Origin of the sequence: Microcoleus sp. Pol17C6 (assembly GCF_036701145.1) — a bacterium.
In the GTDB taxonomy this organism is placed as follows: domain Bacteria; phylum Cyanobacteriota; class Cyanobacteriia; order Cyanobacteriales; family Microcoleaceae; genus Microcoleus.
On sequence record NZ_JAUBQH010000077.1, the window covers coordinates 1 to 26909 of the forward strand.

Annotated in this window: 22 protein-coding genes and 1 pseudogene; 11 read left to right on the plus strand and 12 right to left on the minus strand. The window is 47.0% G+C overall.

Annotation, left to right across the window (positions count from 1 at the left end; all coding sequences use genetic code 11):
* Positions 1-281: pseudogene (locus tag QUA25_RS25635) on the plus strand (ISKra4 family transposase); the annotation flags it as partial.
* Positions 235-846 (plus strand): hypothetical protein, encoded by a 612-nt coding sequence (locus tag QUA25_RS25640; protein WP_333042181.1) that lies wholly within the window; start codon positions 235-237, stop codon positions 844-846. The pseudogene QUA25_RS25635 and the gene QUA25_RS25640, both read left to right, overlap by 47 nt.
* A 64-nt stretch (positions 847-910) precedes the next feature.
* Here QUA25_RS25640 and tmk read toward each other — a convergent pair whose 3' ends face one another.
* Entirely contained in the window at positions 911-1579 is a 669-nt protein-coding gene (tmk, locus tag QUA25_RS25645) for a dTMP kinase (protein WP_333042183.1), read from the minus strand.
* A gap of 105 nt (positions 1580-1684) precedes the next feature.
* Between tmk and QUA25_RS25650 the strand changes: the two genes are divergently transcribed.
* On the plus strand, positions 1685-2032 hold the full coding sequence (locus tag QUA25_RS25650) for a hypothetical protein (RefSeq protein WP_190659999.1): 348 nt from the start codon (positions 1685-1687) through the stop codon (positions 2030-2032).
* A 197-nt stretch (positions 2033-2229) separates the two neighbouring features.
* Here the strand turns inward: QUA25_RS25650 and QUA25_RS25655 are convergent, their stop codons facing one another.
* The gene (locus QUA25_RS25655) at positions 2230-4740 is read right to left on the minus strand and encodes a heavy metal translocating P-type ATPase (RefSeq protein ID WP_333042185.1); all 2511 of its coding nucleotides are present in this window, start codon (positions 4738-4740) and stop codon (positions 2230-2232) included.
* A gap of 301 nt (positions 4741-5041) precedes the next feature.
* Here QUA25_RS25655 and QUA25_RS25660 point away from each other — a divergent pair, with 301 nt between their 5' ends.
* Positions 5042-5227: a DDE transposase family protein gene (locus QUA25_RS25660; RefSeq protein ID WP_333042187.1), complete on the plus strand. Its 186-nt coding sequence runs from the start codon at positions 5042-5044 to the stop codon at positions 5225-5227.
* 315 nt (positions 5228-5542) lie between these two features.
* Here QUA25_RS25660 and ctpC read toward each other — a convergent pair whose 3' ends face one another.
* Both ctpC and ispG read right to left on the minus strand, forming a co-directional pair.
* On the minus strand, positions 5543-6898 hold the full coding sequence (gene ctpC, locus QUA25_RS25665) for a carboxyl-terminal processing protease CtpC (RefSeq protein WP_333042188.1): 1356 nt from the start codon (positions 6896-6898) through the stop codon (positions 5543-5545).
* A gap of 298 nt (positions 6899-7196) precedes the next feature.
* Positions 7197-8417 carry a (E)-4-hydroxy-3-methylbut-2-enyl-diphosphate synthase gene (ispG, locus tag QUA25_RS25670; protein ID WP_333042189.1) on the minus strand — a complete coding sequence of 407 codons (1221 nt, stop codon included), beginning with the start codon at positions 8415-8417 and terminating at the stop codon, positions 7197-7199.
* A gap of 294 nt (positions 8418-8711) precedes the next feature.
* On the opposite strand from ispG, the gene QUA25_RS25675 reads away from it, so the two are divergent.
* Entirely contained in the window at positions 8712-10139 is a 1428-nt protein-coding gene (locus tag QUA25_RS25675) for a serine/threonine-protein kinase (protein ID WP_333042191.1), read from the plus strand.
* 103 nt (positions 10140-10242) lie between these two features.
* Here QUA25_RS25675 and QUA25_RS25680 read toward each other — a convergent pair whose 3' ends face one another.
* Positions 10243-10635: a type II toxin-antitoxin system VapC family toxin gene (locus QUA25_RS25680; RefSeq protein WP_333042193.1), complete on the minus strand. Its 393-nt coding sequence runs from the start codon at positions 10633-10635 to the stop codon at positions 10243-10245.
* On the minus strand, positions 10632-10862 hold the full coding sequence (locus QUA25_RS25685) for a prevent-host-death protein (protein WP_333042194.1): 231 nt from the start codon (positions 10860-10862) through the stop codon (positions 10632-10634). Before QUA25_RS25685 ends, QUA25_RS25680 begins: the two co-directional genes overlap by 4 nt.
* Positions 10863-11066: 204 nt before the next feature.
* Here QUA25_RS25685 and QUA25_RS25690 point away from each other — a divergent pair, with 204 nt between their 5' ends.
* The 3 genes from QUA25_RS25690 (at position 11067) to QUA25_RS25700 (ending at position 12339) form a co-directional block, all read left to right on the plus strand.
* A complete protein-coding gene (locus tag QUA25_RS25690) occupies positions 11067-11315 on the plus strand; it encodes a hypothetical protein (RefSeq protein WP_333042196.1) in 249 nt (82 codons plus the stop codon).
* Positions 11309-11584: a type II toxin-antitoxin system PemK/MazF family toxin gene (locus QUA25_RS25695; RefSeq protein ID WP_333042198.1), complete on the plus strand. Its 276-nt coding sequence runs from the start codon at positions 11309-11311 to the stop codon at positions 11582-11584. Before QUA25_RS25690 ends, QUA25_RS25695 begins: the two co-directional genes overlap by 7 nt.
* Before the next feature lie 251 nt (positions 11585-11835).
* Positions 11836-12339, plus strand: coding sequence for a DUF2243 domain-containing protein (locus QUA25_RS25700; protein WP_333042200.1), 504 nt, complete (start codon positions 11836-11838; stop codon positions 12337-12339).
* 68 nt (positions 12340-12407) lie between these two features.
* On the opposite strand, the gene QUA25_RS25705 is transcribed toward QUA25_RS25700, so the two are convergent.
* From QUA25_RS25705 to QUA25_RS25715, 3 genes are all read right to left on the minus strand, one after another.
* Positions 12408-13331: an Rpn family recombination-promoting nuclease/putative transposase gene (locus tag QUA25_RS25705; protein WP_333042201.1), complete on the minus strand. Its 924-nt coding sequence runs from the start codon at positions 13329-13331 to the stop codon at positions 12408-12410.
* 142 nt (positions 13332-13473) lie between these two features.
* On the minus strand, positions 13474-13836 hold the full coding sequence (locus QUA25_RS25710; protein ID WP_333042202.1) for a hypothetical protein: 363 nt from the start codon (positions 13834-13836) through the stop codon (positions 13474-13476).
* A 118-nt stretch (positions 13837-13954) separates the two neighbouring features.
* Positions 13955-20635: a translocation/assembly module TamB domain-containing protein gene (locus QUA25_RS25715; protein WP_333042204.1), complete on the minus strand. Its 6681-nt coding sequence runs from the start codon at positions 20633-20635 to the stop codon at positions 13955-13957.
* Positions 20636-21089: 454 nt separating this feature from the next.
* On the opposite strand from QUA25_RS25715, the gene QUA25_RS25720 reads away from it, so the two are divergent.
* The gene (locus QUA25_RS25720) at positions 21090-21464 is read left to right on the plus strand and encodes a DUF3110 domain-containing protein (protein WP_333042205.1); all 375 of its coding nucleotides are present in this window, start codon (positions 21090-21092) and stop codon (positions 21462-21464) included.
* A 226-nt stretch (positions 21465-21690) separates the two neighbouring features.
* Positions 21691-22605: an N-acetylmuramic acid 6-phosphate etherase gene (murQ, locus tag QUA25_RS25725; RefSeq protein WP_333042206.1), complete on the plus strand. Its 915-nt coding sequence runs from the start codon at positions 21691-21693 to the stop codon at positions 22603-22605.
* Between the two features lie 99 nt (positions 22606-22704).
* Here murQ and QUA25_RS25730 read toward each other — a convergent pair whose 3' ends face one another.
* Complete coding sequence (locus tag QUA25_RS25730) at positions 22705-23232, minus strand: adenylate kinase (protein ID WP_333042207.1); 528 nt, start codon at positions 23230-23232, stop codon at positions 22705-22707.
* A gap of 353 nt (positions 23233-23585) precedes the next feature.
* Between QUA25_RS25730 and QUA25_RS25735 the strand changes: the two genes are divergently transcribed.
* On the plus strand, positions 23586-25307 hold the full coding sequence (locus tag QUA25_RS25735) for a bifunctional diguanylate cyclase/phosphodiesterase (protein WP_333042209.1): 1722 nt from the start codon (positions 23586-23588) through the stop codon (positions 25305-25307).
* A gap of 10 nt (positions 25308-25317) precedes the next feature.
* Here QUA25_RS25735 and QUA25_RS25740 read toward each other — a convergent pair whose 3' ends face one another.
* The gene (locus QUA25_RS25740; protein ID WP_333042211.1) at positions 25318-25494 is read right to left on the minus strand and encodes a hypothetical protein; all 177 of its coding nucleotides are present in this window, start codon (positions 25492-25494) and stop codon (positions 25318-25320) included.
* A 108-nt stretch (positions 25495-25602) separates the two neighbouring features.
* The gene (locus tag QUA25_RS25745) at positions 25603-26835 is read right to left on the minus strand and encodes a CAP domain-containing protein (protein ID WP_333042213.1); all 1233 of its coding nucleotides are present in this window, start codon (positions 26833-26835) and stop codon (positions 25603-25605) included.
* Between the last annotated feature and the right edge of the window lie 74 nt (positions 26836-26909).

Sequence of the window (26909 nt, forward strand, 5' to 3'; positions counted from 1 at the left end):
GTATTACTCAGAAACAAGCAGATCAACTAGGCTGTGGCAGCCGTAGTCGGTTGAGTCCACATTTAGAAAACTGTTGCTTAAGACTGAGTGCCAATGTCTCTTATCAGCATGCAGCCCTAGATATTAAGTATCTAACGGGAGTGACTGTTCCGTCTAAAACACAACAAAGATTAGTACATTATCAAGACTTCCACCAGCCCATCGCCACAGCAGATATTTCGGAGCTAAGTGCAGATGGTGGAAAAGTACGACGAGTGGGTATCTCAAGGAGAAAAGTCTGAATGGAAAGACTATAAAGCAATTGTGTCGGAAGCTGGTATGGTGGCTAGTTTCAATCAAAATGATATCATCATTAATTGGGCAAATAAACAACCGCTAGCAAAACCTATAACTTGCTTGGGCGATGGACATGATGGAGTGTGGAATATATTTAAGGAAATCAGTTGTGAACAGAACAGAAGAGAAATTCTCGATTGGTATCATCTGAATCAAAATCTTCAGAAAGTAGGTGGTTCAATCAAGAGACTTAAGCAAGCAGAAGCATATTTGTGGAAAGGGAACGTAGAGAGCGCGGCAGCTCTATTTAGAAAGCTCAAGAAAAAATCAGCCGTGAATTTTTGCAAATATCTAGAAAAGCACAAACAAAGGATTATCAGCTATGAAGTTTTCTCTATTGATGGCATCTGTTCAATTGGTTCAGGAGCGGTAGAATCAGGAATTAAGCAAATAGCCAGACGAATTAAAATATCAGGAGCTAGTTGGAAATCAAAACACGTGGGACAAGTATTAGCTCATCGTTGTGCTTACTTGAACGGGTTAATTGGAAATCAGGGGAAAGCTGCATGAGTATAATTACTCACTACAAAAGTGACATACTCCCCATTGCCGTGTCTCTACACATTATCTAGCGCTATTTTTCAGAATTGGTATTATTTAAATATCCCCAAGCTTCTAACCTGCGAGTTACAATAGTTTGAATTTCCTGAGCGACTTCATATTCAGGCCGATCGGCATTTACCCGGACAATTCGAGATTTATTTGCCTCGGCTAACTCCGCAAAACCTTGCTGCACAAGGCGGTGAAACTTCAAATCAGCTTGCTCGATCCGATCGCACCCTCCCCGGGCCCTTACCCTCGCCAAACCCTCCTCCACATTAATATCCAGCCACAAAGTCAGATCGCTTTCCAAGCCTCCGGTAGCAATTTCATTCAACTGCTTAATTAAATTTAACTTAAGGCCGCGGCCGTAGCCCTGATAAGCAATCGTAGAGTCAGTAAAGCGATCGCATAAAACAATCGTTCCCTTAGATAACTCTGGTTTGAGAAAAGTTTCGACGTGTTGAGCGCGATCTGCCGCGTACATGAGTAATTCTGCTCGATCGGATACAGATTCGCCCCCATCTTGTTTCAGCAACAAATGTCGCAGTCCCCTTCCCAGCTCAGTACCCCCAGGTTCGCGAGTAGCCACCAAGCGGACTCTCAAACAGCAACTTGCTTGCAGGAACTGTATCAAGCGCTGCATTTGCGTAGTTTTACCCGCACCTTCAACCCCCTCAAACACGATAAGTTTGCCCTTCATTGCCCTAACTTTCCACCTAAATAAAATAAATCCATATTGTTCTGTTCATCTGTTCTAGGTTCGGTATGATAATAAAGTCTAAATGCCTCACGGCTGGAGTTGTCTATGGCTCGCTATACTGGTTTTTTTATCGTTGCCGTTCCGATCGACCGTCTGCGTCAATCCCTGATTGAAATTTTAGAGTCATGCAATCTTGATATTATCTACAATACAGGAGATTCCGTCATGGCTCGCGAACTTCCCGGTCAAGTTTCGATTGCCAAACTTGTCACCGCAGAAGTCCTAATTGAGAAAAACACGGCCAGCGACTCAGAGGTTCGCATGAACTTCGTGATTAAAAACGAAGAACTGCCCCTGCAAACCAACAACCACTGCCGTCAAATGTTCGAGCTAGTGAGTCGTTCAATTATGAACAACAATAACTGGCGACTTTTGGAAAGTATGGCACTCTAGCCATCAGTCAGTCGTTTTTACATTTTAGATTTTAGAGTGACTCCACAGATAAATCTGGGGCCTCGAACTAACGTCGAAACTTCTTTGGTCTCGACTCCTGGTGTGGGGGGCTTGTATCCGTATTGGGATGAGGCCATAAGTCATTAGTTTCTAGTTAATGACTTATGGCCTCCGACTTTTATATGCAATCCCTAAATTTAAGCTCGAAATCCGCGTCGCAGCAGCAAAGAATTTGTAACCACGCTAACAGAACTAAACGCCATAAATGCTCCGGCCGCCGCAGGACTGAGTAGAATTCCGGTTGCAGGCAGCAAGATACCTGCGGCCACCGGAATTCCCAGAGTATTGTAACCAAAAGCCCAAAATAAATTTTGGCGAATCTTATTAAAAGTAGCGCGCCCCAGCTCGATCGACTCAACAACATCCATCAAAGCATTTCGCATCAGCACAATTTGAGCAGTCTCAACTGCGACATCCGTGCCGCAGTGCAAACCGATACCGACATCAGCTTGAGCCAAAGCCGGGGCGTCATTGATACCATCCCCCACCACAGCCACTTTACAGCCTTGGGCTTGCAAAGTCGCGATCGCCCTCGCCTTGCCCTCCGGCCGCACTTCGGCCAAAACATCAGCCGCCGTCAATTCTAGCTGCTGCGCCGTCGCCGCCGCCGCAGACGCCGTATCTCCCGTGAGCATCATCACCCGCAATCCCATGCCCCGCAAACGTTCCACCGCAGCCTTAGCATCCGGCCTCAGAGTATCTTTTAGCCCGATTACCCCCAGCAAAACGCCCCCAGAAGCCACGTAAACCGCCGTTTTGCCTTGCAAAGACCCCGACAATTCCGTCGCCACAGCGACCCCCTGCTGCTTCATCCACTCAGCATTCCCCGCGAACACCCGTCGGCCCTCCACCAAAGCAGAAACCCCGAATCCCGGTTCCGTGCAGAAATCCTCAGCAGCTAGCAGCGGAAAACCTTGTTTTTGAGCTTCCAGCAAAATCGCTGCGGCGATGGGATGAGAAGCGCCCCTTTCCACCGCCGCCGCAATTTGCAGCAGTTTTGAGTCAACCGCACTTGCAGAAACTCCATCAATTGTGGAACCAACATCTTGTTTGTTTCCCACATTAATATCTGAGTTCAAATCCCACTCCGAATTCTGGAAAACCGGCAAATAATCTGTGAGTGTGAGATTTCCGGTTGTCAGAGTGCCAGTCTTGTCAAAAACCACCGTATCTAATTGATGCACCCGTTCTAAAACATCACCACCGCGGATTAAAAGCCCGCGCTCCGCCCCGATGCCAGAACCGACTAAAATTGCAGTTGGGGTAGCCAGTCCCAAAGCGCAAGGACAAGCAATGACTAAAACTGCGATCGCCAATTTCAAACTTAAGAGCAAAGGCGATTGATAATGGATAATTGGCAATTCATTTCCCATATTCATTGCCCCATGTCCCATATCCATTGCCCCGTGTCCTAAAAGCACAGAAGGCCAAATATGAGTGCCGGCAAAATACCAAAATAGGAAAGTTAAAACCGATATCCCCATTACCCCATACACAAAATACCCCGCGACAGTATCAGCTAAATTTTGAATCGGCGCTTTACGAGTTTGGGCTGCCTGCACCAAAGCCACCATTTGAGCTACAGTTGTTTCCTTACCGGTGCGAGTTGCCCGCATCACAACTGCCCCGGATTTATTGATAGTTCCGGCGGCAACTGTATCTCCTGGTTGCTTCAAAACTGGCATTGATTCGCCAGTCAGCATCGACTCATCTATGGTTGTTTTGCCTTCGCAAATTTCGCCGTCTACGGGTATTTTTTCCCCTGGCAAAACTTGCAGCCATTCTCCGACTCGGACGCGATCGGCGGGAATTTCAATGTATTGTGGATTGTAGACATCAGATGTCGAGTTTAAAGGCAATTCTTGCGATCGCACATCTAAACTCGGGAGTTTAAAATCAACTAAGCGGGCTTTCGCCGGTTGCAATGCGATTAAAGCTTGCAAAGCTGATGCAGCGCGGCGTCTGGCTTGCTGTTCGAGAGTTTTGCCCAACAAAATAAAGCCCAGCAGCATCACCGGTTCGTCAAAAAAGCACTCCCATCCCATGCGTGGAAACAGCAGCGCCGCGTTGCTAGCGGTGTAAGCTGTGACAGCGCCTAAAGCTACCAAAGTATTCATGTTGGGTGCATTTCGCCACAAACTGCGGCACCCATCAACGATAATCGGGCGGCCCGGTAGCAGCAAAGCTAGGGTGGCGAGTCCCCAGTGAAACCAAATATTGCTGAGAATTGGGGCTTTTGTGCCGAGTACGTGACCTAAACCGGATAAAATAATTAGGATAAGGGCGATCGTCAATTGCTTGATTTGCTGTCGAATTTCCTGTCGCCGTCGTTCAATTGTTGTCGCTTCTGCTTCCCGCTGATTTTCACCTGAACGAGACTGAGAGGGAAATCCATTATCAGTCAACTTTTTCGCTAAAGCTTCTGCATCGACAGTCCCCGGTTGACACTCAACCGTCGCGACTTCTACGGCCAAGTTAACGCAAGCTGAAATTACGCCTGAATACTGCATGAGTTGGCGTTCCACAGCTTTCGCGCAGCCGGCACATTTCATCCCGCCGACATCGAAAGTAACAAGTTCAGGCGGTGATTCTTTAACTGATATGATTTCTGGTTGAATTTCGGGGATTGTTTTGGGTAGAAATTGCATGGTTTTGGTTGGTATTGATTAGAATATTTGGGTAGTTCTGAAAGGGTTTAATGCACTGTTTAGACAAATGTCTATATTTTTATCATAGATAAATATTGTGGCATCTTCCAAAAGTGTTAGTTTTTTTTAATTCTTATTAGTTGCAGGCGGTTAAATCCGCAGTTGGGGAGGGGTTTCAACTACTTTATGACTGCGAGTTTAATGCTAAGGCACACTTGGGACACCGCATTGCCGTTTACTTATTTGATATAATGAGCCAATTGCCTAGTTAGTATCCAGCTTTTATTTGACGAATTTAGCTATGACAGAAACACCAAAATTTTATATTGTCAAACGCCCTGTCGGTAATTGCGAGATTTTGCCCATCGCGCAACTTGAAGAACAAAATCCCAGTATTATTGAAAAGTGGGGCCCTTACGATTCGGCCGAAGATGCCATCGCCCGCCGCATCGGATTAATTCGCGCCGGCAAATGCCAGCCGCAATGACGAATTACTATTACTTTCTTCCCCATCGCGAAAGCTAACGCGATATCAAATCTGTTAGCAGCGGAATTCTTCAGATATTTCTTCTCGACATCTGCGTGAATCGGCGTCAATCCATTGTCATCTGCGGTTTACATTCTCTTCTTTTAACCGCCGATGAGGGCAGATAAACACAGATTAACGCAGATGAATTAGAGCAATTTCGGTTGCACCGGACGCCTTGCAAAAAATAGCGAAGCATTCGAGTTTAAAATCTGGGCTTTTAGCCGTAAATCTTTCCCCGAATGCTTTTTTTAAGTGAAACCCTACACAGGTTTTCTACCTAGATTTAGAAGGTGCTGCACTCGGTTTTGCCTGCGCCGCATTCGGTTTAGGTGACGCTGCATTCGGTTTCGCCTCAGGCTTATTGTTCCCTGTTTTACCAGTAACTTTCTGTGTCAAAACTTCCATAGCTTTCGCGTACTGCGGATCGGCCGTCGTAGCAATTTTATCGCGATCGCGCCTCAATTCCTGTTTTTGAGCGTCGGTGAGTTCTACCTTAAAATCCGGTTCAATCCCGGCGTGGTTGATATCAGTGCCGTTGGGAGTAAAATACTTGGCAATTGTCACCGCCAAACCTGCACCATTTCCCACGCCGCGTACTGACTGAACTAAACCTTTACCAAACGTCTTGGTTCCCACCAAAACCGCGCGTTTGTTGTCTTGCAAAGCACCGGATAGAATCTCGCTAGCACTTGCGGAACCGCCGTCTACCAGTACAACTAGCGGTTTGTCTGTGAGTTCTGCCTTATTTGCCGTTTGTTTATCTGCCTCACCGACTCGATCGACCGTCGAGACTATCGTACCTTCTTTGAGCCACATCCGAGCAATTTCAATACTTCCGTACAGCAACCCGCCGGGATTGGAACGCAAGTCTAAAATATAGCCCGTTACCTTTTTCTGTTCCAAATCCTTAATTGCCGATCGCATTTCCGATGCAGCATTCGCACTGAACTGATTTAAGCGAATATAGCCGACTTCTCCGATTGGAGTTTTCTGCACCGACTTCCGCACAGGATGAATTTCAATTTTAGCGCGTTTCAGTTTAAAGTCTAATTCCTTGTTTCCCCGCAAAATAGTCAGCGTCACCTCAGTATCCACCTGGCCGCGAATCAAACTTACCGCTTGATTCGTATCCATGCCTTCTGTGCTCTTGCCGTCAATCTTAGTAATGATATCTTTTGCCAGAATACCAGCAGTAAAAGCCGGGGTATCTTCGATCGGCGAAATCACCACCAACTTTTTGGTTTCCTCATCTTGAGTCAACTGAATCCCAACTCCTGTCAGTTCCCCAGAAGTGTCAACCTGCATATTTCTGAACTCTTGAGGGTCCATAAACCGCGTATAAGGATCGTCCAGCTTCTTCAGCATTTCCCGAATTGCTTTGTAAGCTTCCTCGTCGCTGGTATAAGTCCGGTTCAAATAATCATTCCGCACCGCTTTCCAGTCAACCTGGTTAAAAGTGCCATCCACATAACTTTTGTCAATAATCTGCCAAACTTCATCAACTAACTCTTTAGGGCTTCCCCGAAAAGAAGCCAGAGATTTAGAACTGCAACCAGTGTTCGCAAGAGTTACAGCAGTGAGTACCACTGCTGCTGCACTTAGAACAAGCCCTCGTTTTGTTATAACCATTTGTCTGACGCGCGGGAGGAAAAGAGTTCAGAATAATTACGCTCAATCTAACACAGGCAAGGCCGGCTCGCGTTTGGCGTACATATATTATTCCACTTTGGCGAATTCTATTCAGGGGCCCGTGAGGATGCCCACCCTGAATAGAACTCTCACTCTTTGTGGAACAGGCCTTGCAGCTTCTGACAAAGGTGCTCTTCAGTCGGTTTAAACCGACTTCAGCTATGAGACAGGGGTTTCAACCCCTGTCGGACTGTCGGATTGTCGGATTGTCCAACTCTAACAACAGAGAAAGAATCGGCTAAGGATCAACCCAGCGATCGTCCGATTTAATCAAATCAATCAATTCTTGTACACCTCGGTCTTCCGGCACCTTCTTAATTTCTTCCCGGCCCCGGTACAGCGAGATATAACCCGGTTGCTTCCCGACGTAGCCGTAATCAGCATCAGCCATTTCTCCCGGGCCATTGACAATACAGCCCATTACTGCTATATCCAAACCCGTGAGATGCTTCGTCGCCTCTCTCACTTTGTGTAACACTTCTTCTAAATTAAACAAAGTGCGACCGCAGGAAGGACAAGCGACATACTCAACCATCGTTTTCCGCAGTCCCAAGGCTTGCAGAATGCTGTAGCAAACGGGAATCTCCTTTTCAGGGGCCTCTGTCAGCGAGACGCGGATGGTGTCACCGATACCGTCAGCTAACAAAGGTGCCAGGCCTGCGGTGGATTTGATGCGGCCGTATTCGCCGTCTCCTGCTTCCGTGACGCCCAAATGCAGCGGGTAATCCATGCCGAGTTCGTCCATCCGGTGCACCATCAAGCGGTAAGCAGCCACCATCACGGGCGCGCGGGAGGCTTTCAGGGAAATTACGATATTTCGGAAGTCGAGGGATTCGCAAATTTTGATGAATTCCAGGGCGGATTCTACCATGCCTTCGGGGGTGTCGCCGTAGGTAAACAGCATCCGTTCGGCGAGGGAACCGTGATTGACGCCGATTCGCAAAGCTTTGCCTTGGTCGCGCAGGGAAATCACCAGAGGTTCCAGGGTTTCGCGGATTTTTTCGCCAATTTCGGCGAATTCGCTGTCGGTGTATTCGCTTCTGTCGGCTTTCGGCTTCTCGAACACGTAAAGTCCGGGATTGATTCTCACTTTGTCTACGTGTTTGGCGACTTCCAGGGCAATTTTCATACCGTTGTGGTGGACATCGGCGACGAGGGGCACTGGTTGGTAGGTGGCGTGCAATTTTTGCTTGATTTCGGCTAAGGCTTTGGCGTGGGCCATGCTAGGCACGGTGACGCGGACGATTTCGCACCCTATCTCGTGCAAGCGCCGAATTCCTGCGACTGAACCGTCGATGTCGAGGGTGTCTTCGTTAATCATCGATTGTACGACGACGGGGTAGCCGCCGCCTATGGTGACGCTACCGACTTTGACGGGCCGGGTTTTGCGGCGTTTGATGGTGGTGTCGAAAATCGGTTGGCTAGATGCGGTTTTAGTGGGGTTCGGCAGAGTTTGCATAACTGGTTGCGAGTGTTCTGTAATTAGAGTTTATAAAATTGTGTCTGCTGTTTTTTAGGTTTGCACAGAAAGGGTCTGTTTGGACAATGAGGTTTTGGGATTTATGATTCTTAATGAGATTGCTGCGAATTTGTCGATCGAATTATGTCGGAAAAGGGCGATCGAACTAAAAGCCAACCATCACCGGGAAGGCGAACTGAAGTTGGGCCCGTGGAACTAAACCCAACCTAAAAAATACAGTTAAAATACAGGCTAGACCGAGATAAAAATTAATATTGGTTGGCGGTGAGGAGAATGGTTTGGACACCGGGGCAGCGGTTAAATGGCGATCGGTATATCATTGAAGGCAAGTTAGGTGAGGGTGGCTTTGGGGTCACGTACCTAGCGCAGAAGGCGCAAAACAGGCAGCGGGTTGTGATCAAAACGCTGAAAGACGACTTATTGAGAGATCCAAATTTTGCCTGGTATCGGGACAGATTCCTGGAGGAGGCGGTAAAGCTATCTGTGTGCAGGCATCCCAATATTGTAGAAATAGAAAACTACTTCATTCACGATACTTTGCCTTGCATTGCGATGGAATATGTGGCAGGAGAAGATTTGTGGAAATGGGTGGAAAGGCGCGGAATCCTGTCAGAAAGAGAAGCTTTAAACTACATCCGCAAAGTGGGAGAAGCCGTAATAGTAGTTCACGAAAAAGGTTTACTACATCGGGATGTCAAGCCACAAAACATTATGGTGCGTGACAATCAAGATGCAGTTTTGATTGATTTTGGTTTGGCGCGGGGTTTTATTCCAGATCGCACTCAGCAAATGACTTTTGGATTTACACATGGTTTTGCGCCTCCCGAACAGTACGGGAAAATTGGCAGATTTGCTGAGTACACAGATGTTTATGCTCTGGCGGCCACGCTATACTATCTGCTAACGATAACACCACCAACTGCTGCATTTATGAGGGCTTTAAATCATCCTTTAAAGCCGCCTCTTCAGATTAATTCCTGCATCAGCGATGAAGTGAATGAGGCAATTCTTCAAGGGATGGAAATGGATGCGACAAAGCGCCCTCAGTCGGTTCAAAAATGGTTGGCTATGCTTCCTCAACCTACCCTTGGTAATTGGGGGCCAAGAGCGAGTGTTTTTCCAACGATTCCTTGCTTGCAGCCACCGCCACAACCTGTAAATTTGATTTCAGCAAAAGGAGTGGATTATCGTAAACTTGATCGGCTGTTGGCTAGCGGAAAATGGAAAGAGGCGAATGAGCAAACGTGGAATAAGATGCAGGAAGCAGCAGGCCGCAGAAAACAGAAGTGGAGGTTCAGAAGAGAAGATATGGATCGATTACCGTGTGAAGATTTACGAACTATTGACCAACTTTGGGTAAAATACAGTAACGGACGTTTCGGCTTTTCAGTGCAGAAACGCATCTATGAAAGTCTGGGGGGAATCAGGGAATATGATGAGGAAATTTGGGAAGCTTTTGGCGATCGGGTAGGTTGGCGGGGGCGGGTAGGTTGGGTGAATAAGAGATGGTTGTACTACAACGAGCTAAAATTTTACACCCATGCACCAGGGGGGCACCTCCCAGCAAGGGCGATGGTGTATGAGTGGAATGCGGAGGTGGGGTGGGTGTATAATTTGCACGAGAGATGGATAGAAGGGGAAGGGTTGAGTAAAAGAGATTATGAAGCGTGGGGTTGTCTTCTTTTGCGTCGAGACTTGTAGACTGTAACATCTAAGCGTTTCAGGTTTTCATAAAGATTTATTACAAAGGCAAAAACCACGAAACCACGCCAGTTCTACGTTTCCGATACCTGGCACATTCGATTTACCAAATTACTAAAGAGTAGAAACTAGCTATTTTTTGAGCGGCTGTAATAATAGCAGCTTGACTTCTTTTGGCAACTGCTACAACCACTCTATCTGCTGGATCTCGGTGTTCCCATTCTAATTTGACACTTTCTAGCCAAATGTCCTCATCAATTGGAACGATCCGAATAACATTAGACTTTTTTAAAGTAGCGATATAGTCATCAATACTTACTCCTAAATCTAACTTATGATTTTTGATCTTGATAGCTATTTCCCAGATTGCCGTTGATGGAACTAAACCATTTCTTTCTTGTTCCATCTGCTGACAAGCATCTTTTGCCGATTGAGAAAGTTTCTCTGGATCTAAACTCCACCAGATGAGAGCGCAGGTATCAAGGACAACTGTCATACTTCCTGCCATTCTTCAGTTGTTGGCGTAGTTAAATCTTCAAAATATTTTACTTTCCCCCGCATATCCTTAAATAATTCTTCAGTTGAAAGAGACTTTTCATACTGAGAAATTATCACAACTGGTTTAGTCCCATCCATCACTAAAATATCTTCGCCTTCCAGCTCGACAAGTCGCAAAAGTTCTAGTAATTGAGCGGTTAATTGACTTTTGTCTATGGTTTTCATAGGACAATGATTGGTGTTGTGTTCAAACTACATTATATCTCAATACGGTTCACTTAGCTAAGCCTGTCATTGCGCTTCGGGAAAGTAATCGCCGAGAGTTTGCTCAGTTCTCAATTAGCTGAGGTGCGCGATCGAATAATTACTTTTTTAACTGAACAATATTGTGTTACAATAAATCAACCTGAGTGTTAACATCGCAACTGTATGACAGCTAAAATACACATCAGCAAATTAGGTAATTCCTTGGCTTTGCCAATACCAGACTACATAGTAAAGTTTCTCAACCTTAAAGCCGAAGATTCAGTAATTTGCAGCATAGAAAATGGGAAACTGGTCATAGATCCTGTAAATAATAAAATATCAAAGTATACCCTAGATGAATTATTGGCAGGCGAAATAGAATCTAGCGAAGAAGTCTCTTGGGGAAAACCAGAAGGAGAGGAATTTTGGTAAACTATATCCCCGAACGAGGTCATTTTATTCGCCTCAATTTTGACCCTCAATCAGGACACGAACAAATGGGGACTAGGCCTGCACTGGTTGTGAGTCAAACTAAATTTAACCGAAAAATGGGGTTTGTGTTTGTTTGTCCCATCAGCAACACACAACGCAAAAATCCGTTTTATGTTCCCATTCCAGAAGGTGAAGCGATAACAGGTGTAATTAGGACGGATCAACTCCGTTATGCAAGATTATCGCGCAAGGCAGGCAATTTTTATTAGTCAATGCCGCTCAGATATAATTGAGGAAGTTTTGAGGCGAATTCAACCTATTTTGTTTGAGAATATGACTGTTGATGAATAGTTAATCAAATTATAAACTAGATTTGTAGTTGGCATTAAGCATCAAGAGTATCCAGAAATCTCTCTCGCGGATGATGCGATCGCCCCTCCTCCCCAGCAAAACTACAAAATGTACTGGCAAATCCCTTCACAGACCCAGGCTCAGCATTTAAAGCATCGGAGGTTTTCCATTGGACGATCGCACAAACGCACCAACCACCGCAGCTAACAACCGCCGACCTCTAATTATCGCAGGAATTCTCCTCGGTATCGGTCAATCCGGCTTTTTTGACGGCATTGTGCTGCACCAACTCCTCCAGTGGCACCATATGTTTAGCAGCGTTAAAACCGATACTACCGTTGCCGGTTTAGAATTAAATACCCTCGGAGATGGATTGTTTCACGCTGCAGATTGGTTGGTAACAGTGGCGGGAATCTTCTGTTTGTGGAGTGCTGTGAAGCGCAAAGATGTTCCTTTGTCAACTCAAACTTTTTTCGGTTCAATATTAATTGGTGCTGGATTGTTTGACTTTGTTGAAGGCATTGTTGACCATCAAATTTTGGGAATCCACCACGTCAAACCCGGTATCAACGAGTTAGCTTGGGATTTAGGATTTCTCGCTCTTGGAGTTAGTCTAGCGCTGCTAGGCTGGATGCTGGTACAGAGGGAAGTTCCCGCAGATACTAAAGTTTAAATGAATGCAGAGATTGAGAATTATACCAAATCCACAAAAATCCCCGACTCTCTTTTTAACTCATCAGTTCATCCCGCCGACTCCAACCAGGCAATCAAATCCTCTTGACTCCTAAAATCCAACAAAGCCTCTCCCAAATCATCTAACTGTTCCGCAGATAATCCCTGGATGCGAGTTTGAACTTCCTGTGTAACCTCACCCACCCGCCGCACCAGTAGACGCATAATTAATCCTATTTCCCCCTCAATTTTACCCCTTTCAATCCCCTGTTGTAGACCAATTTCTATCCCTTTCATCACAGACCCTATTTGGTCTTGGATAAACATTTCTCGCTTGTCTACATCATTCAATTCATCTAGGGTCAAATTTGCTCTGTTGGCAATTCCCAGCGCGGTATTAATCTCTTCAATAGACCCCAATGTCTCTGGTACTGCTTCCAAAGAGGGCGCATTTTTCATAAAATAAATCCATTTTTCCGGCAGAGTTTCGAGTTCATTCAATTCTTTTTTGAATTTCGGTAACTCTACAAACACTAATTTTAACTCGCAGTTGGGATAGACGAATTTCTCTTCGGTTTCTGTGAATTCAAAGTTAGAGATTAGTTTTTCGGTGTTTTCAAATAAGATAAAGTCGGTGATGGTTAAAGCAATGACCGGATTTAACTTTAAATAACCTTCTCCGGCTTTGAGTTGAGTAGAATAGGTTTTGGCTGCATTGTACACTACCCGTTTTTCAAAGGCGGCGACGTTGAGTACCTGCATTTCCACAATCACGGTTTTGTTTCCGGTAATCTTGGCTTTGACATCCAGGTAAGTGTCTTTCAAGCCTGTAACGCTTCCTGCTGAATAAGGGTCAATGATTTCTAATTCTTGGATTGTTGGTTCTCCGTTATACAGCATTGCATTTAGGAAGCTGATTAAAATTTCTGGATGTTCGGAAGAAGCGAATATTTTTTTGAATGCCAAGTCTGTTTTGGGGCTGATGAAACGCATAATATTTTATAGGATTTTTTTATGAACCGCAGAGGGCGCTGAGGACACAGAGGAGGAGGAAAGAGAGGAAGATGGAGATTGACAAATATTGGAAGGGTTGGGTTTTGTTGTCTCAACCCAACCTATTATCTGAATGCTTTTATCAGCCTGTGGCTTGAGTAGTAGCAGGCGACATAACTAGCTTTCCAGTTATATCCATCGTCGCAAGCTTCAGAACTTCATTAAAAGCTAAACCCCGAATTTTGAGTTCCCACCGAATGCCTTTTGCTTTCATTCGCTTGGCTTTCCGCATATCGACATCAGCAGCTTTTTGATGCAAGAGCAAATATTTCATTGCTGCTGTAGCTTCTACTTTTGTGGGAAATGCAATATAAGTGATAAATCCGCCGTCCCAATGATTGGCATTGCGGACGCTGCTGATAGTCGCAACTCTCGGACTAAAGCGGTTCCAGTAAAAGTCGCTGTAGCCGATCGACTCTGTATTAACTTGGAGTTTGTTTGCCATTTGACTTAACTCCTATAACCTTGTGTGCGGGGTTAGCAGCACCAATTTGCTGCTATTAACTATTATAGCAAATTACTGAAAAAGTGGTAATTGTTGGCTGTTGGCTTTGTGCTGATGCCTAAAACCTCAATTCATATTCGGCAGTGACGCGATTGTCTCCTTGAAAATTACTCGAACTTCTGAGTAAAATTTTATCGCTCAATCGATACCGCACAGTAAATTCTGTCGGTTGATTGGCTGACAGAACTCGAATGATTGATGCTGAAATATTGCGCGTGATGTCAAACCCAACTTCTAAACCTAAACCGAGAGAACCCGCACCTGAACTCGAACTAGCTGTTTGTGCTTCGTTGCCTCTAATGCGAGTGGGAAATAAGCGAAATTCGCTCAATCCTGTGGCGTTAGTAATCGCAGATTGAAGGTTGTTCAATAAACCCGCACCCGCTAAATTTGCGATCGCCAGTGTACTATCTCCCTGTCCCAAAGTCTGCACGAAACTGCCGCCCAACAGCGCTACAATCTCTGTTTCCGATCGACTCGGAGAACTCCTCAACTCCAGACTTTCCGCCAACTGAGAAGCCCTTCCCTGCACTAACGCTTGAATTCGGACACTCCGCACATTGCCGAAACTTGTCGGTTCGTCTGCGATTTCAGAGGCTACAGATGTGCCGGGAGTGCGGAACCGCGTTACTTCCTGCACCGAAGTTGCTAATCTCACATCCAGCGTCGGATCGAGTCCTTGTGTTGGTACAAAAATCGCAGTCTGCGGGTATCCTCGATCGAGTCTAAACTCTGTCGTAAACAAATTCACTGACCCGGAAGTCAACCGAATCGTACCCTCCGGGCGAAGGTCATCTAAAGTTCCATTCACCGTCAAGCCCCCAGTGGCCTGAAAACTTAATATCGGCGCACTCGTTACCCGAATTCCCCGGCCCAAATTCAGCCGCAAATCGTTCAATCCAACTTCAAAGGAAGGGGAAGTCGCAGTTGCAGGAGAAGGAGAAACCTCAGTTGTAGGGGAAGCAGAAACGTCAGTCGCAGGGGAAGCCGAAGATGTGGAATCAGAATCGGAAGCAGAAGAGGAAGAAGCTAACTCAGTTGTGCCGCCGCCGGGACTCCGAAGAAATACTTCACCGTCGTAGAGTTCAATATTACCGCTCAACTGCGGGCGTCTAGCCGTGCCCCTTGCCTGTACTTGACCAACAACGCCGCCGCTGTACAATCCTCTGAGGTTCACTGCCAACTTGTCGAGATTCACAGCCAGGGGATTATCCGCATCGACATCGCCCTCGGCGAAGGGCACAGACAGCGGAATCACGCCAGCGGCCACAACTTGTCCCTGACTCAACTGTCCCCGAATTCCCTCTACCCGAATACGATCGCCCTCAAAGCGCACCGTCCCAGTTAGCCCTGTCAGCGGTTCTGGGAAGGCTCTCGCGCGGACAGTTGCATTTTCAAAATTCGCAATTCCTTGCGCTACAGGGTCTTGCAGCGTTCCTCCCACGCGAATTTGCACCTGTCCCTTGCCGCTGACCCAAGCAACTTGCGGAGTCAATACATTAATAATTGCCAAACCTTCATTTTGCAAATTCGCCCTCACATCAATTTGATTGCTATCAGCTTTCACGGCGGCAAACGGCAACTCAAAAGGCAAACTTCCCTGCACTTCAATCGGTTCGGTTTGAGTTACCAAAGCGCTGCCGCCAAAATTCAGGCGGGCATTGCTGTAACTGAAACTGCCGTCGGCTTGTTTAATCGGTTCTCCGTTTAGCGTACCCTCAACCAAACTCAATTCTCCAGTGGCTTGCGGATTTTCCAAACTGCCGGCCAAATTCGCCCGCAAATTCAAATTTCCCGTGACATCCACAAAAGGCAATTCCACGAGTTTTGCCAACTCTTCCACCGGGACATTTTCTACCCGCAACTGCCCGGATTGAGCTTTTTGCCCGAGTTGTCCCGAAAAGCCGATCGCACTTTTGCCCGATCGAATTTCCAAAGGTAAAACAGTTAATATGCCGTCCTGAAAACTGCCTTCAATGCTGAAATTTTCAGCGACATATCTTCCCCACTGCCAGTTATCGCCTTTGACGTTAAATTGAGCTTGCACGCCCGTTTGCAAAGAACCGGCGACAGCAATTTCCGCGCCAAAAGTGCCTTGCAATTGGGATAAGGGAGGCAATTTTTCTGATGTTTCCACTGCTTGCTGCTGCTGCAAAAGTATTTCAATTTCTGCCAAGCGGCGCAACTGTACAATTAGCGGGGCTTCTGGTTCTCCTACTGCTACAGTTTGCACGTCACCGCTGTCACCGTAAACAGGAGGTTTTAAGCCTCTCGCCAAGTCGCCTAAATTAAAATATTGCAAAGCGGTTAAAACCTGCTGCAAATTGCCTTGCTGGACGTTAACTTTCCCGGCAAATTGCGGGTTGGCGCCTGTTTGAACATTGCCGGAAATTAAGTATTGACCGCTGCCTTGGCGGAATATGCCATTTGTGAGAGTGGCGCTGCCGTTAGCGTAGCTGAATTCGGCTTGGAAACTGTCACCTTTAATGTAGCCGATCGCCGGTTGGGCGATCGCAATTTGTCCGCTTGCTTGCAAAGTCGCCGGATTTAACGGCATCTTCCAACCGGGCACATTTACTTGTCCCGAAACCGTACCGGTTATCGGCCCCAAACCGACCTCTTTACCGGGTGATAGATTCAAAGCAGCGAGGGGAAAATCGCTTAAATTAACTCGCAAAGTTTCTCCCTCGGTTTGGCCCCTAGCCACGGATTCCCCGCGTTGAATTAAGAAAGATGTCGGCAGAAAAGATTGATTTAAAGCTACTTCAATTTTGTCGCTGGCGCCGGCCAAACGCAAATCTACACTTTTCCCAGCATCCGCATTCACAGTCCCCGCCAGTACCGGGTCAAAAGCGATTTGATTTACTGCTAAATCCCGCACTTCCACGTCGCCAACTAAGCTGAGGGCGGCGAGGGTTCCGGTGAGGCTGCCGGTAAAATCGACATTGCCGCGCAGGGGTGGGTTTTGCTGTGAGGAATTTTTGTCCCCAATTGCAGACAAAAATCCTAGTTGTTCTGCTGGTAAGGCTTCCAGGTTAAAGTTGGCGAGTTTGACATCCAAATCTAAGTTGGAAATTGAGGGCCCTCCTTTACCTCCGAGTTCGACGTTAACAAAACCGTTTGCTGTCAAACCGGGAGTTCTGGCGTTCTCAATTTCCACCCGTTTGCCGTCCCAATTAAATACTGCCTCAAAAGGTTGTTTCAAAAACGGCAATTCCGAGATGCGGAAACTGCCACCGGCGCGAACATTTTGTAGGGGCGGTGCCCCCGTGCCCGCCCCAATCGGGCCGGATAAATTGATATTGCCGTTAAACAGTCCTACAAGCTGGGGGAGATTTTGGGAACCAGAGACTGCACCTCCGGTTTGCAAGCTTTGTCGCTGGGCTTCAAAGGCTTGCTGGAAGCGACTTAGAGCAATTTGCTCGCCCTCGATTGACGCGCGCCAATTCCCCGATGCGGCGCTGCCTTTAGCATTGACAATTCCTCCGCCGTTGGCGAGTCGAATTTGTCCGTCGCCGTTGGCGGTGATGCCGTTGGCGGTTAAATTATCTACTGTTCCCAAAATGCGGACTTGGCCGTCGAGGGTTCCGTCGATTTCTGGGGGTAAATCCGCTGTCAGCAAACCTGTTTGTTTGAGGGTTTGTTCTAAATTGCTGACGGCAATTCCGTTTGTTTCCAGCAATGCTTGCAAGTTGCCGTTTTCCAATTTTGCCGTAGTGTCGATCGCCCCGAGTCGATCGACCACAATCACTCCCTCTCCGCTACCACTAATTCCCTTGGCTGTCAAGTTATCCAAACTACCCGCTGCTTGGAATTCGCCGTTAACTCTGCCGTCCAATCCTTTAGGTAAAGTCGCTGTCAGCGGAAACAGTTGGAGATTGCGAACAGTTTGTTCTAAGCGGCTGAGAATAACTCGATCGGCATCGGCGAAAGCTTGCCAGCGTCTGTCTTCTAATTTACCTCTAAAAGCAAGAGTACCGTCCCCTATATTGAGTTTGCCGCTGCTGCTGACGCCTATGTCAGCGGCAGTTGAATTATCAAGACTGCCACTGGCTTGAATTTGATTGGATATTTGTCCGTCAAGCGATTGGAGATTTTGGATTTTTGATTTGAGATTGTTGAGGTTGGCGACTGTTTGGGGATTGTCAGCAGTGAAAGCTAAGCCAACATCTAACAGCGGCAATCCTAAATTTACTAAGCGGCTGATCGAAGTGCGATCTGTTTCTGCTGTTGCTTGCCAGTTTCCCGCTACCAATTCTCCTTTTAAATTAACATTGCTGCCGGCAAGATTGAGTCTGCCGCTGCCGCTGGCATTGATGCTGCTACCCGTCAAATTGTCAAGACTTCCCGATGCTGTAATTTGACTCGATAGCAGTCCGTCAATAGATTTGAGGTTTTGGATTTTGGATTTTAAATTGTTGAGATTAACCGATTGCTGATTTTCGGGATTGAATGCTGAAGCCACATCTAAAATCGGCAGTGTCAAATCTACCAAGCGGCTGATGGAAGTGCGATCGGTTTGTGCTGTTGCTTGCCAGTTTCCCGCTACCAATTCTCCGTTTAAATTCACATTGCTGTCGGCAAAATTGAGCCTACCGTTGCCACTAACATTGATTCCGCCCGCCGTCAAATTGTCAACATTGCCCGCCACTCGAAATTCACCTGCTAGCTGCCCGTTTAACGATTTGAGATTTTGGATTTTAGCTTCTAGATTCTCCCGATTGGCTTGCGTTTCCCGTGTTAATAACGGCAACCCAATATCAATTAATTGATTGACAGCAACTTTTTCCGTGTTGCCAAAAACTTGCCAGCGACCAGATTCTAGTTCGCCATTAACATCAACAATACTGTCAGCAATATTCAGCGTTCCTTTGCCCGTCGCAGCGATCGCATTTAAACTCAAATCGTCTAGAGTTCCCGCAGCTTCGGCGGTTCCGCTGACCAAACCCGCTAGTTCAGGAGGCAAATTAAGGTCTGGCAGAACTTGCTGCAAACTGTTGAGGGCTACCCGATCGCCCTCGATGATAGCTTGCCACTGACGGTCTTTTAGCGCAGCCTCCACGTTAACAGAAGCGTCGCCAATTTTCACAACCGTATTTTGCAAATCTGCCGAATTCCTTGCGGCTCGAATTTCGCCCGCTGCGGGGAAAGTTCCTTGCGGTGCTTGCCATTGAACTCTCGCTTGAATGTTGTCTAACGGGCCAAAAATTTGAGCTTTTGCGGAGACACTGCCAATTGTAACAGTAGCAGGAATTGGGAGAGCGTAAATTTGGGCGAGATTATCTGCAGGCAAGTTTTCAGCTTGCAAGTCAAACACCAAACCAGATGGATAATTGCTACTTTTTAAAGCAATATCAACTTGACCTTTGCCGCCAATTTTACCACCCGCCGCCGGCACTACCAAGATATCGCTCAAAGTCAATGCTAAAGAGGAAAACGGGGGAATAGAAGCTTGAGAATTGGGAGTTGGGGTTTTAGCTATTTTCCCGCGTTCCAATTTGAAATTAGTGCTAATATTGTTTAATTGCAGGCGATCGACCGTAGCGGGTTTTGTCGAGGCGATCGCACCTGTCACCACCGGTTGATCGACGGTTCCAGTTAGCTTGACATCCGCCTTCACCTCCCCCGCAACAGCAACCGGCAATACTACTTTCTGTCCTAACTCTGTCTCCACCGCACTGACAACACTTGCAAAAGCCACTGGTTGCACGCTAGTTGTCAGATTGAAGCTAGCGTTCTCCAAATTAAAATTAGTTCCAGTTGCAACTGTTCCTGCTATTCTCAGCGGAATTAAACCGTAATTAGCCGCCAGACTATCGACAATCACATTAGTTCCCTGAAACCGCAACTGACCGCTGCTATTTTGTATGATTTGTTTCAAGGGAGCAATACTCGCTTGCACTCCTGCAAAACTAGCGGTTCCAGTAATTCCCGATACTTTATTCTCTCGCACTTGCACGGTCAAATTGCCATTGGCAAGACCTTTTTGTAAAGAAATGCCGGAAAGTTTCAGCAAGCGAGCGAGGTCGGACAAAGGCAAATTTTGACCTTGCAACTGCAGGTTAGTTTGAGCTGCAGGTAACATAGAATCAGCTTTAAGTATAAAATTATCGCTGTTAGTAAACTGACCGTTTACTTCGTAGAGAACGCGCTGGTTTTGGTCGCGAAATAGAGCACTGCCATTTTTCAGATTTACAGAAATAGGAGCCGAAGTTGTCTGTCCGACTGCGGGACGCGGCACCAAAACTGCGGCGGTATTTTCAGCTCGAATTGCTTCAACTTCAGTTTTAAATAAACCCGGAGATTTCCGCTCCGCCGTTGGAAGATTAACCCAGCGGCCTTTAGCATCCTGTTCGATATAAGCGCTGGCTTTAACTAAGGTAATATCTAATTTGAGATTGCGGGTGAACAGCAGTTGCAAAACCGAAAACTTTACTTTAACTGCTTCTGTAGAAGCGTAATCCGGATCGGTAGGAGTTGCAGGTAAAGTCGATCGACCAAACCGCAAACTTGTGGGAGAAAATCCCTCCAAACGTCCGAGTTGCACGGGCCGCTTCAGCAACTGACTGACTTCAGTTTCCACCAAAGGAGCTAACTTTTCCCGCACCCACTGGTATCCTACCGCCGCCGCAACCAAGGCGAGAATACCCAATCCCGTACCGCTAAGCAGCAGCAGACGCCACCAGCGGCGGTGGGGACGGGGTGCGAGTTGATTTTTGTTATCGTCGGAGTTAGTCATGGGTGTTTCTCAGAAATCAGAGAATTCAGGAATTAAGGGAATCAGCCGATTTTAGACAGGTATAATTTCTGTGATTCGCCAGCGTGGCTTCTGCCTTTGGTAGACTCAGAATTTAGGTCGGAAGTGCCGATCGGGCGCAGCGAAGGTCGAAGGCACGCCCCCACTCCAGGGTAGACTCCAGAAACCTTTACCGAACTTAATCAAAACACGCAAGATCACCTAAAACCAAGTCCTCCAACTCCCCCAAATCCTCTAGGTTTCCCCCGCTGTGCAGGATCGGCGGTCAATCTAAAATCTCAAATATCAAACCAAGCCGTCCAAATGCCCCAATTCCTTTCGATCGCGCCAGTGCAGGATCGCTGGTCAATCTAAAATCTAAAATATAAAATTTAAAATCGGTTGCCCGATCGCTTCTAAGATAAAAAAACGGTGGTTAAGAAGGTCTTTAAAACTTATGCGAGTGTTCGTCTTACTCTTCAATGCCCGCACCGAGAATGAGGGAATTCATACCATTCAACTCGGCGATCGCAATAAAGTTCTGATGTTTGAGTCAGAAGACGACGCCACCCGCTTTGGCGTGATGTTGGAAGCTCAGGATTTCCCCGAGCCCACTGTCGAGGCGATCGACGAGGAGGAAATTAAGGAGTTCTGCAACAGTGTTGATTATGATTGGGAACTCATACCTGCGGGGGCGCTGGAGATTCCGCCAGAAAACAATGTAACACAAACTCAGTGGCAGCCGGAGCCGGAGCCGGATCTCGATCTGGATTCTGAGGTTTCCCAAAACGAACTGGATTCTATTCGCCGCCGACTCGAAGGACTTTTGTAAAAGGAAGGTTCGGGAACCGATTCTGTAGCGGAGCTAACGGATGGATATTGAGATTCGAGGCTCGATGTGAATAAGGAAGAGGGAAGAAGGATAAATTTAATCTCTTCCAGCGTACTCAATCAAGGGCTTCATTTGTAGATACAGGCTTGCAGGCTGAACCTGGGAGTCTGTATGTCTCTTGACTTCGCTTGAAGACCGACAACTGACAATTAACAACTGAGAAAAAATGAAGAATTTGGAAGAACGGGGCCATCTGCTGACTGAACAGGTGAATACCAACAGCGAGAATTTAGACCAACTCAGTTCGATCGAATTAGTGGACTTGTTCAACCGGGAAGACGCCCAAACCTTAAGCGCGATCGCCCGTGCCCGCGAACAGTTAGCCCAAGCGATCGACATTGCAGCCGAGTCTCTGCGTCAAGGAGGTCGCCTGTTTTATGTCGGTGCGGGTACTTCCGGGCGTTTGGGGGTGCTGGATGCGGCCGAGTGTCCCCCCACCTTCTGCACGCCGCCAGAACTCGTACAGGGCATAATTGCCGGGGGTGCGGGGGCTTTGGTGCGGAGTTCGGAGGATTTGGAGGATCGGGCTGAAGATGGGGCTGAGGCGATCGCCCACCGTCACATTACCAACTTAGATGTGGTTGTCGGGATTACGGCTGGAGGTACGACGCCGTTTGTCGCTGGTGCTTTGCAGGCGGCGCGCCAGCGGGGGGCGAAAACTGTGTTTATGGCCTGCGTACCCGTCGAACAAGTGAATTTTGAGGCTGATGTTGATATTCGGTTGTTGGTTGGCCCGGAGGTAGTGGCGGGTTCGACGCGCTTGAAAGCGGGTACAGTAACAAAAATGGCTTTAAATATCATTTCGACTGGGGTAATGGTGAAGCTGGGGAAGGTTTACGGCAATCGGATGGTTGATGTGGCGGTGACTAATAAGAAATTGCGCGATCGGGCTGTGCGGATGTTGCAGGATTTGACTGATTTAAGCCGGGAGGAGGCGGGTTTTTTGCTCGAAAAAAGTGGCAAGTCTGTTAAATTAGCTTTGATGATGCACTGGACTAATTTGGAGAAGGAAGAGTGCGATCGAATTCTGGGCGAGTTTCAAGGGAATTTGCGATCGGCTGTAGCATCAATTAGTCAGTAGTCATCAGTCATTAGTGATTAGTGAGAGGTGATTTGTTAGCACAATGCCTTTCGCCGATCGTGCCCCATGCCCCATTCCCCATTCCCTATTCCCAAGTCATTAGTGATTAGTCTTTTGCACCATCGATTCAAAAAATTGTGAAATCTCTTCAGTGGACCTGATGTGATAAACACTTTTGGTATTTTGAGCGCGATCGACATACTCGCGATATCTGGGAGTCAAATACTTGTGACACAACCAAAGAACACGGTAACTATTAATTGAACTCTTCAAGATAGGACTCTTTTGGGGCCAGCCTTCTGGCGGTATAAACTTACCTGTAATCAGCCGTTTAGTCACCCACCAGAAATGCACGTATAGGGGCAGATCGACAAAAACCAGAGTATCTGCCTCGTTGAGTCGAAGCCATAGGGTTTCCATGCACCCAAAACCGTCTATAATCCATCGGTCAGTCGCCAAAATTTTCTCATGGGTCTGCTTATATTCTTCATTGGGAACCTCAGCGCCCCCAGATTGATATTGAATTTTATCCAAGGGGTAAAGTGGCAAACCAGTGATTTCCGATAATCTCTTGCTGAGAGTTGATTTACCACCTCCAGCGTTGCCAAACACCGCTACTTTTTTCATAGTTACCCTTTTAGTAATTTAGTTATTAGTTATTAGTTATTAGTAGCAGACTAAAAGCTGAAGGTCTATCGAATTTGTAGATGTCAAAAAAGTCAATTGCGGTGATTTTTGACGTGGATCATTGACGTTTTTTAGAAATGCGATTAGGGTCAGTATATATATTTGTTATTTGGCGATCGCTTGGATATTTTATCACACAAGCGGTCGCGGTTCGGTATTGTCGATAGATTTGTAAAATATCGGTCAAATCTAAGGCGATCGCTCCTTAGTTAAAAAAGCCGTTTCTGAAGCGAACGCACCTAGTACGAGACTGCTGGATACTCTACCCACTTTAAATTCTCAAACCGAGTCATATGCAACCAAAGCCTAACCTTAACCTATACTCATCCTTGGCGCATCTCCCCTGGCTGAAAAAAAGCTACACTGCCAAAATTATGGTGGTTGCATTTTTAGGCACGCACGTTCCTTTGCTAACCTTAATGGTCTGGTTTCTTACCTCAAACGCTTACTCTGTAGAGACATCAGTCCGGGTTCTGCTGATTGCTCTGCTGGCGACATTAGCAGGTACGGCAGCAACGCTTTCTACGCTACGCTACCTCCTGGTTCCGGTAATCTTAACCTCGGAGGCTCTACAAAACTACCTCGATACAAGAACATTGCCGAACTTACCCACAGAGTTTACTGATGAAGTCGGTACGCTGATGGCAAATTCCTCACAAACGCTTTACAAACTAGATGAATTGATTCATTACATTACCCACTACGATGAACTGACTGGATTGCCAAATCGTGACTTATTCTGCGATCGCCTGAATCAAACCCGATCTCAAAATCACTCACCCTTGGTCGCAGTGCTGGTATTGGGTATCGACGATTTCACAGGGATGCGCCATGCGTTGGAGCCTGGGATATGCGACTTACTAATTAGAGCCGTTTCCCAACGGGTGGTACAGTGCATGGATGGGTCAGATGTCTTGGCGCGTTTGAGCGACGGTGAATTTGCGATCGCTCGCAGCGAATTCCACTCGCTGGAGAGTGTGGTCAAGCTATCCCAACTGCTACTGAGTACGCTAGCAAAACCTTTCTCTGTAGAGGGTCAACCGATCCACCTCACCGCCAGTCTTGGCATTACATTGAACCATTTAGAAAATACCAATTCTCCAGAGCAACTTCTTCAGCAAGCTCACTTCGCACTTCATCAGGCAAAGCAGCAAGGGCGGAGTCACTATCAGTTTTATTCACCCGAAATGAACGTTCAGTTACAGGAGCGACTGGCCCTAGAAAATAGCCTGCGCGGAGCGCTGGATCGTAACGAACTACTGGTTTACTATCAACCGCTGATCGACTTGCACGGCGGACGGGTGACAGCAACGGAGGCGCTGGTTCGCTGGCAGCATTCTACAGAAGGTTTGGTCTCTCCGGCAAAATTTATTCCGATCGCCGAAGCCAATGGCGAGATCGTCCCCATTGGTGAATGGATCTTGCGAACGGCTTGCGCTCAAAACCGTCGCTGGCAACTGGCAGGGCTGCCAGCCCTGCGGATTTCGGTGAATCTGTCGGCTCGACAATTTGAGCAGGCGAATCTGGTTGAGATGGTTCGCCAAATTTTGGCAGAAACCGAACTAGAAGCGGCGTATTTAGAACTGGAAGTGACTGAAAGTGCATTGATGACTGACATTGAGCGATCGGTCAAAACCTTAACGCAACTGCGAGAACTTGGCGTGTCCCTCGCCCTAGACGACTTTGGCACAGGTTATTCTTCCCTCAACTACCTGCAACGGTTTCCGGTTAATATGCTCAAGATCGATCGATCCTTTGTCAACGATATACTGTCTAACCCGGACAGCGCCACCATTACTGATGCCATCATTGCTCTGGCAAAAAGTCTGCGGTTAACCATCACCGCAGAAGGCATTGAAACCAAGGAGCAGCGTGACTACCTGCAAGCGCGAGGCTGCGATGAAGGTCAAGGGTTTTACTTCAGTCGCCCTGCTAACGCTGATACAATCACCAAACTGCTAAAGGACTCGCTTCAGTCTGATGCAGCATCTATCGCTCTTGCCACCCACTTTTAAGCTGAACCAGTCAAGAACTCGCCGTCAACCCAAAGGGTATGACGGAAGCTTGCAAAAAGCTCTGACTTGACGGGATTAAGTTGGCTTTCACCGGTAATGCGATCGTAAACTCAGTACCCATGCCTGTGGTTGAGTTGAAGGCGATCGTAGCGCCGTGTTTTTCCGTCCACGACTGTATAAAAACCAATCTCTCAAAACAGCCACCCCGATTATTCTCTCAAAGTTAAACGTAAAGCGCTCTCGTTTTTAGATTCCTGACTTCTCCAAGAAGTCGGGAATCTGGGTATGCTGTTTTTTAGGCGTTGACAAAAACAGAAGATGTAAGCTGACTTTCACTTACACCTTGCACGATGCCCAAATAATTGTTCCCCGACTTAATCGCCGTAGAAGCGACACTTGCCCCTCCATCCAACTGCAAACTCACAGCTTCAAAAGTCAAGTTTGCAAACCCAATACCGTCCGTCAAACCAATTTTATCCCCAGCCCCAAAATCGACAATTACATCCGCACTAATTAAAGTAGCCGCAGCAGACAAACCTCCTGCTAGGATAAACGTATCATTTCCGCCGCCGCCCGTCAGCATATCTTGCCCGCGATCGCCCGCCAACAAATCGGGCCCGTTACCGCCAATCAAGACATCATCTTCTTTGCCGCCGCGAATAGTATTGTTACCGTCAGATCCGATTAGTCGATCGTTATCGTTATTGCCGCTGATAAAATCATTGCCAACACCGCCCTCAATTGAATCCGACTCTTTGCCGCCCGATAAGCTGTCATTGCCGCCTGCGCCATTAATTGTATCCGCACCTTGCATTCCATTAATGCTATCAACACCTTCTCCCCCAGTGATATTGTCTTTGCCGGAAAGGGCAAAAATTGGCAATCCCGCAGCATTTGTCGGTATTTGAGTATCGGCACTATCTGATAGGAAATAATTGCCGCCACTGGCTGTATTTTTGGGTGCTGTCGTCGGGCTGCCGTCCCCTGTAGCATTGGGTATGGGCGAAGTAATCGATACCAATGTGTTGGTAGTAGGAGTAGGAGTGGGAGTTGGTGTGGGAGTTGGTGCGGGATTGACACTACCGTCAAGAGAAGTCGCAAAAACTTGCGTCCAATAGTGATTCCAATTTTCTATGCCAGTATCGTCGGCTAAGAAATAGTAACCGATGCCAATTTCTTTGAGATTCGGGTTAAGAATGTTAGCCCGGTGGCCGCTGCTGTTCATCCAAGATGATACAACTTGTTCGGGTGTAGAAGAACCCGCAGCAATGTTTTCTGCGGCCGCTGAGAATTGATAGCCCGTTGCAGAAATCCTACTTCCTAATGACGAACCATCTTTTCCGGTATGCGAAAAGAAGTCTTGCAGTGCCATGTTTTGGCTGTGATTTTCCGCCGCATTTAGTAACTGAGTATTTAAGGTTAGCGGGGACAAACCTAATTTGCTGCGTTCGATGTTGGTAAGTTCTAAAACTCTATTAATAAAGTTTTGATTGGTTGGGCCTGGTGCTACTTGAGAGGCGGGTCGCAGGGTAAGAGCATCTCAATTAGGCTTGACACAAGGACTCAGAAGAATCTAATGTAGGGTCAATAAAACAAGAAAAG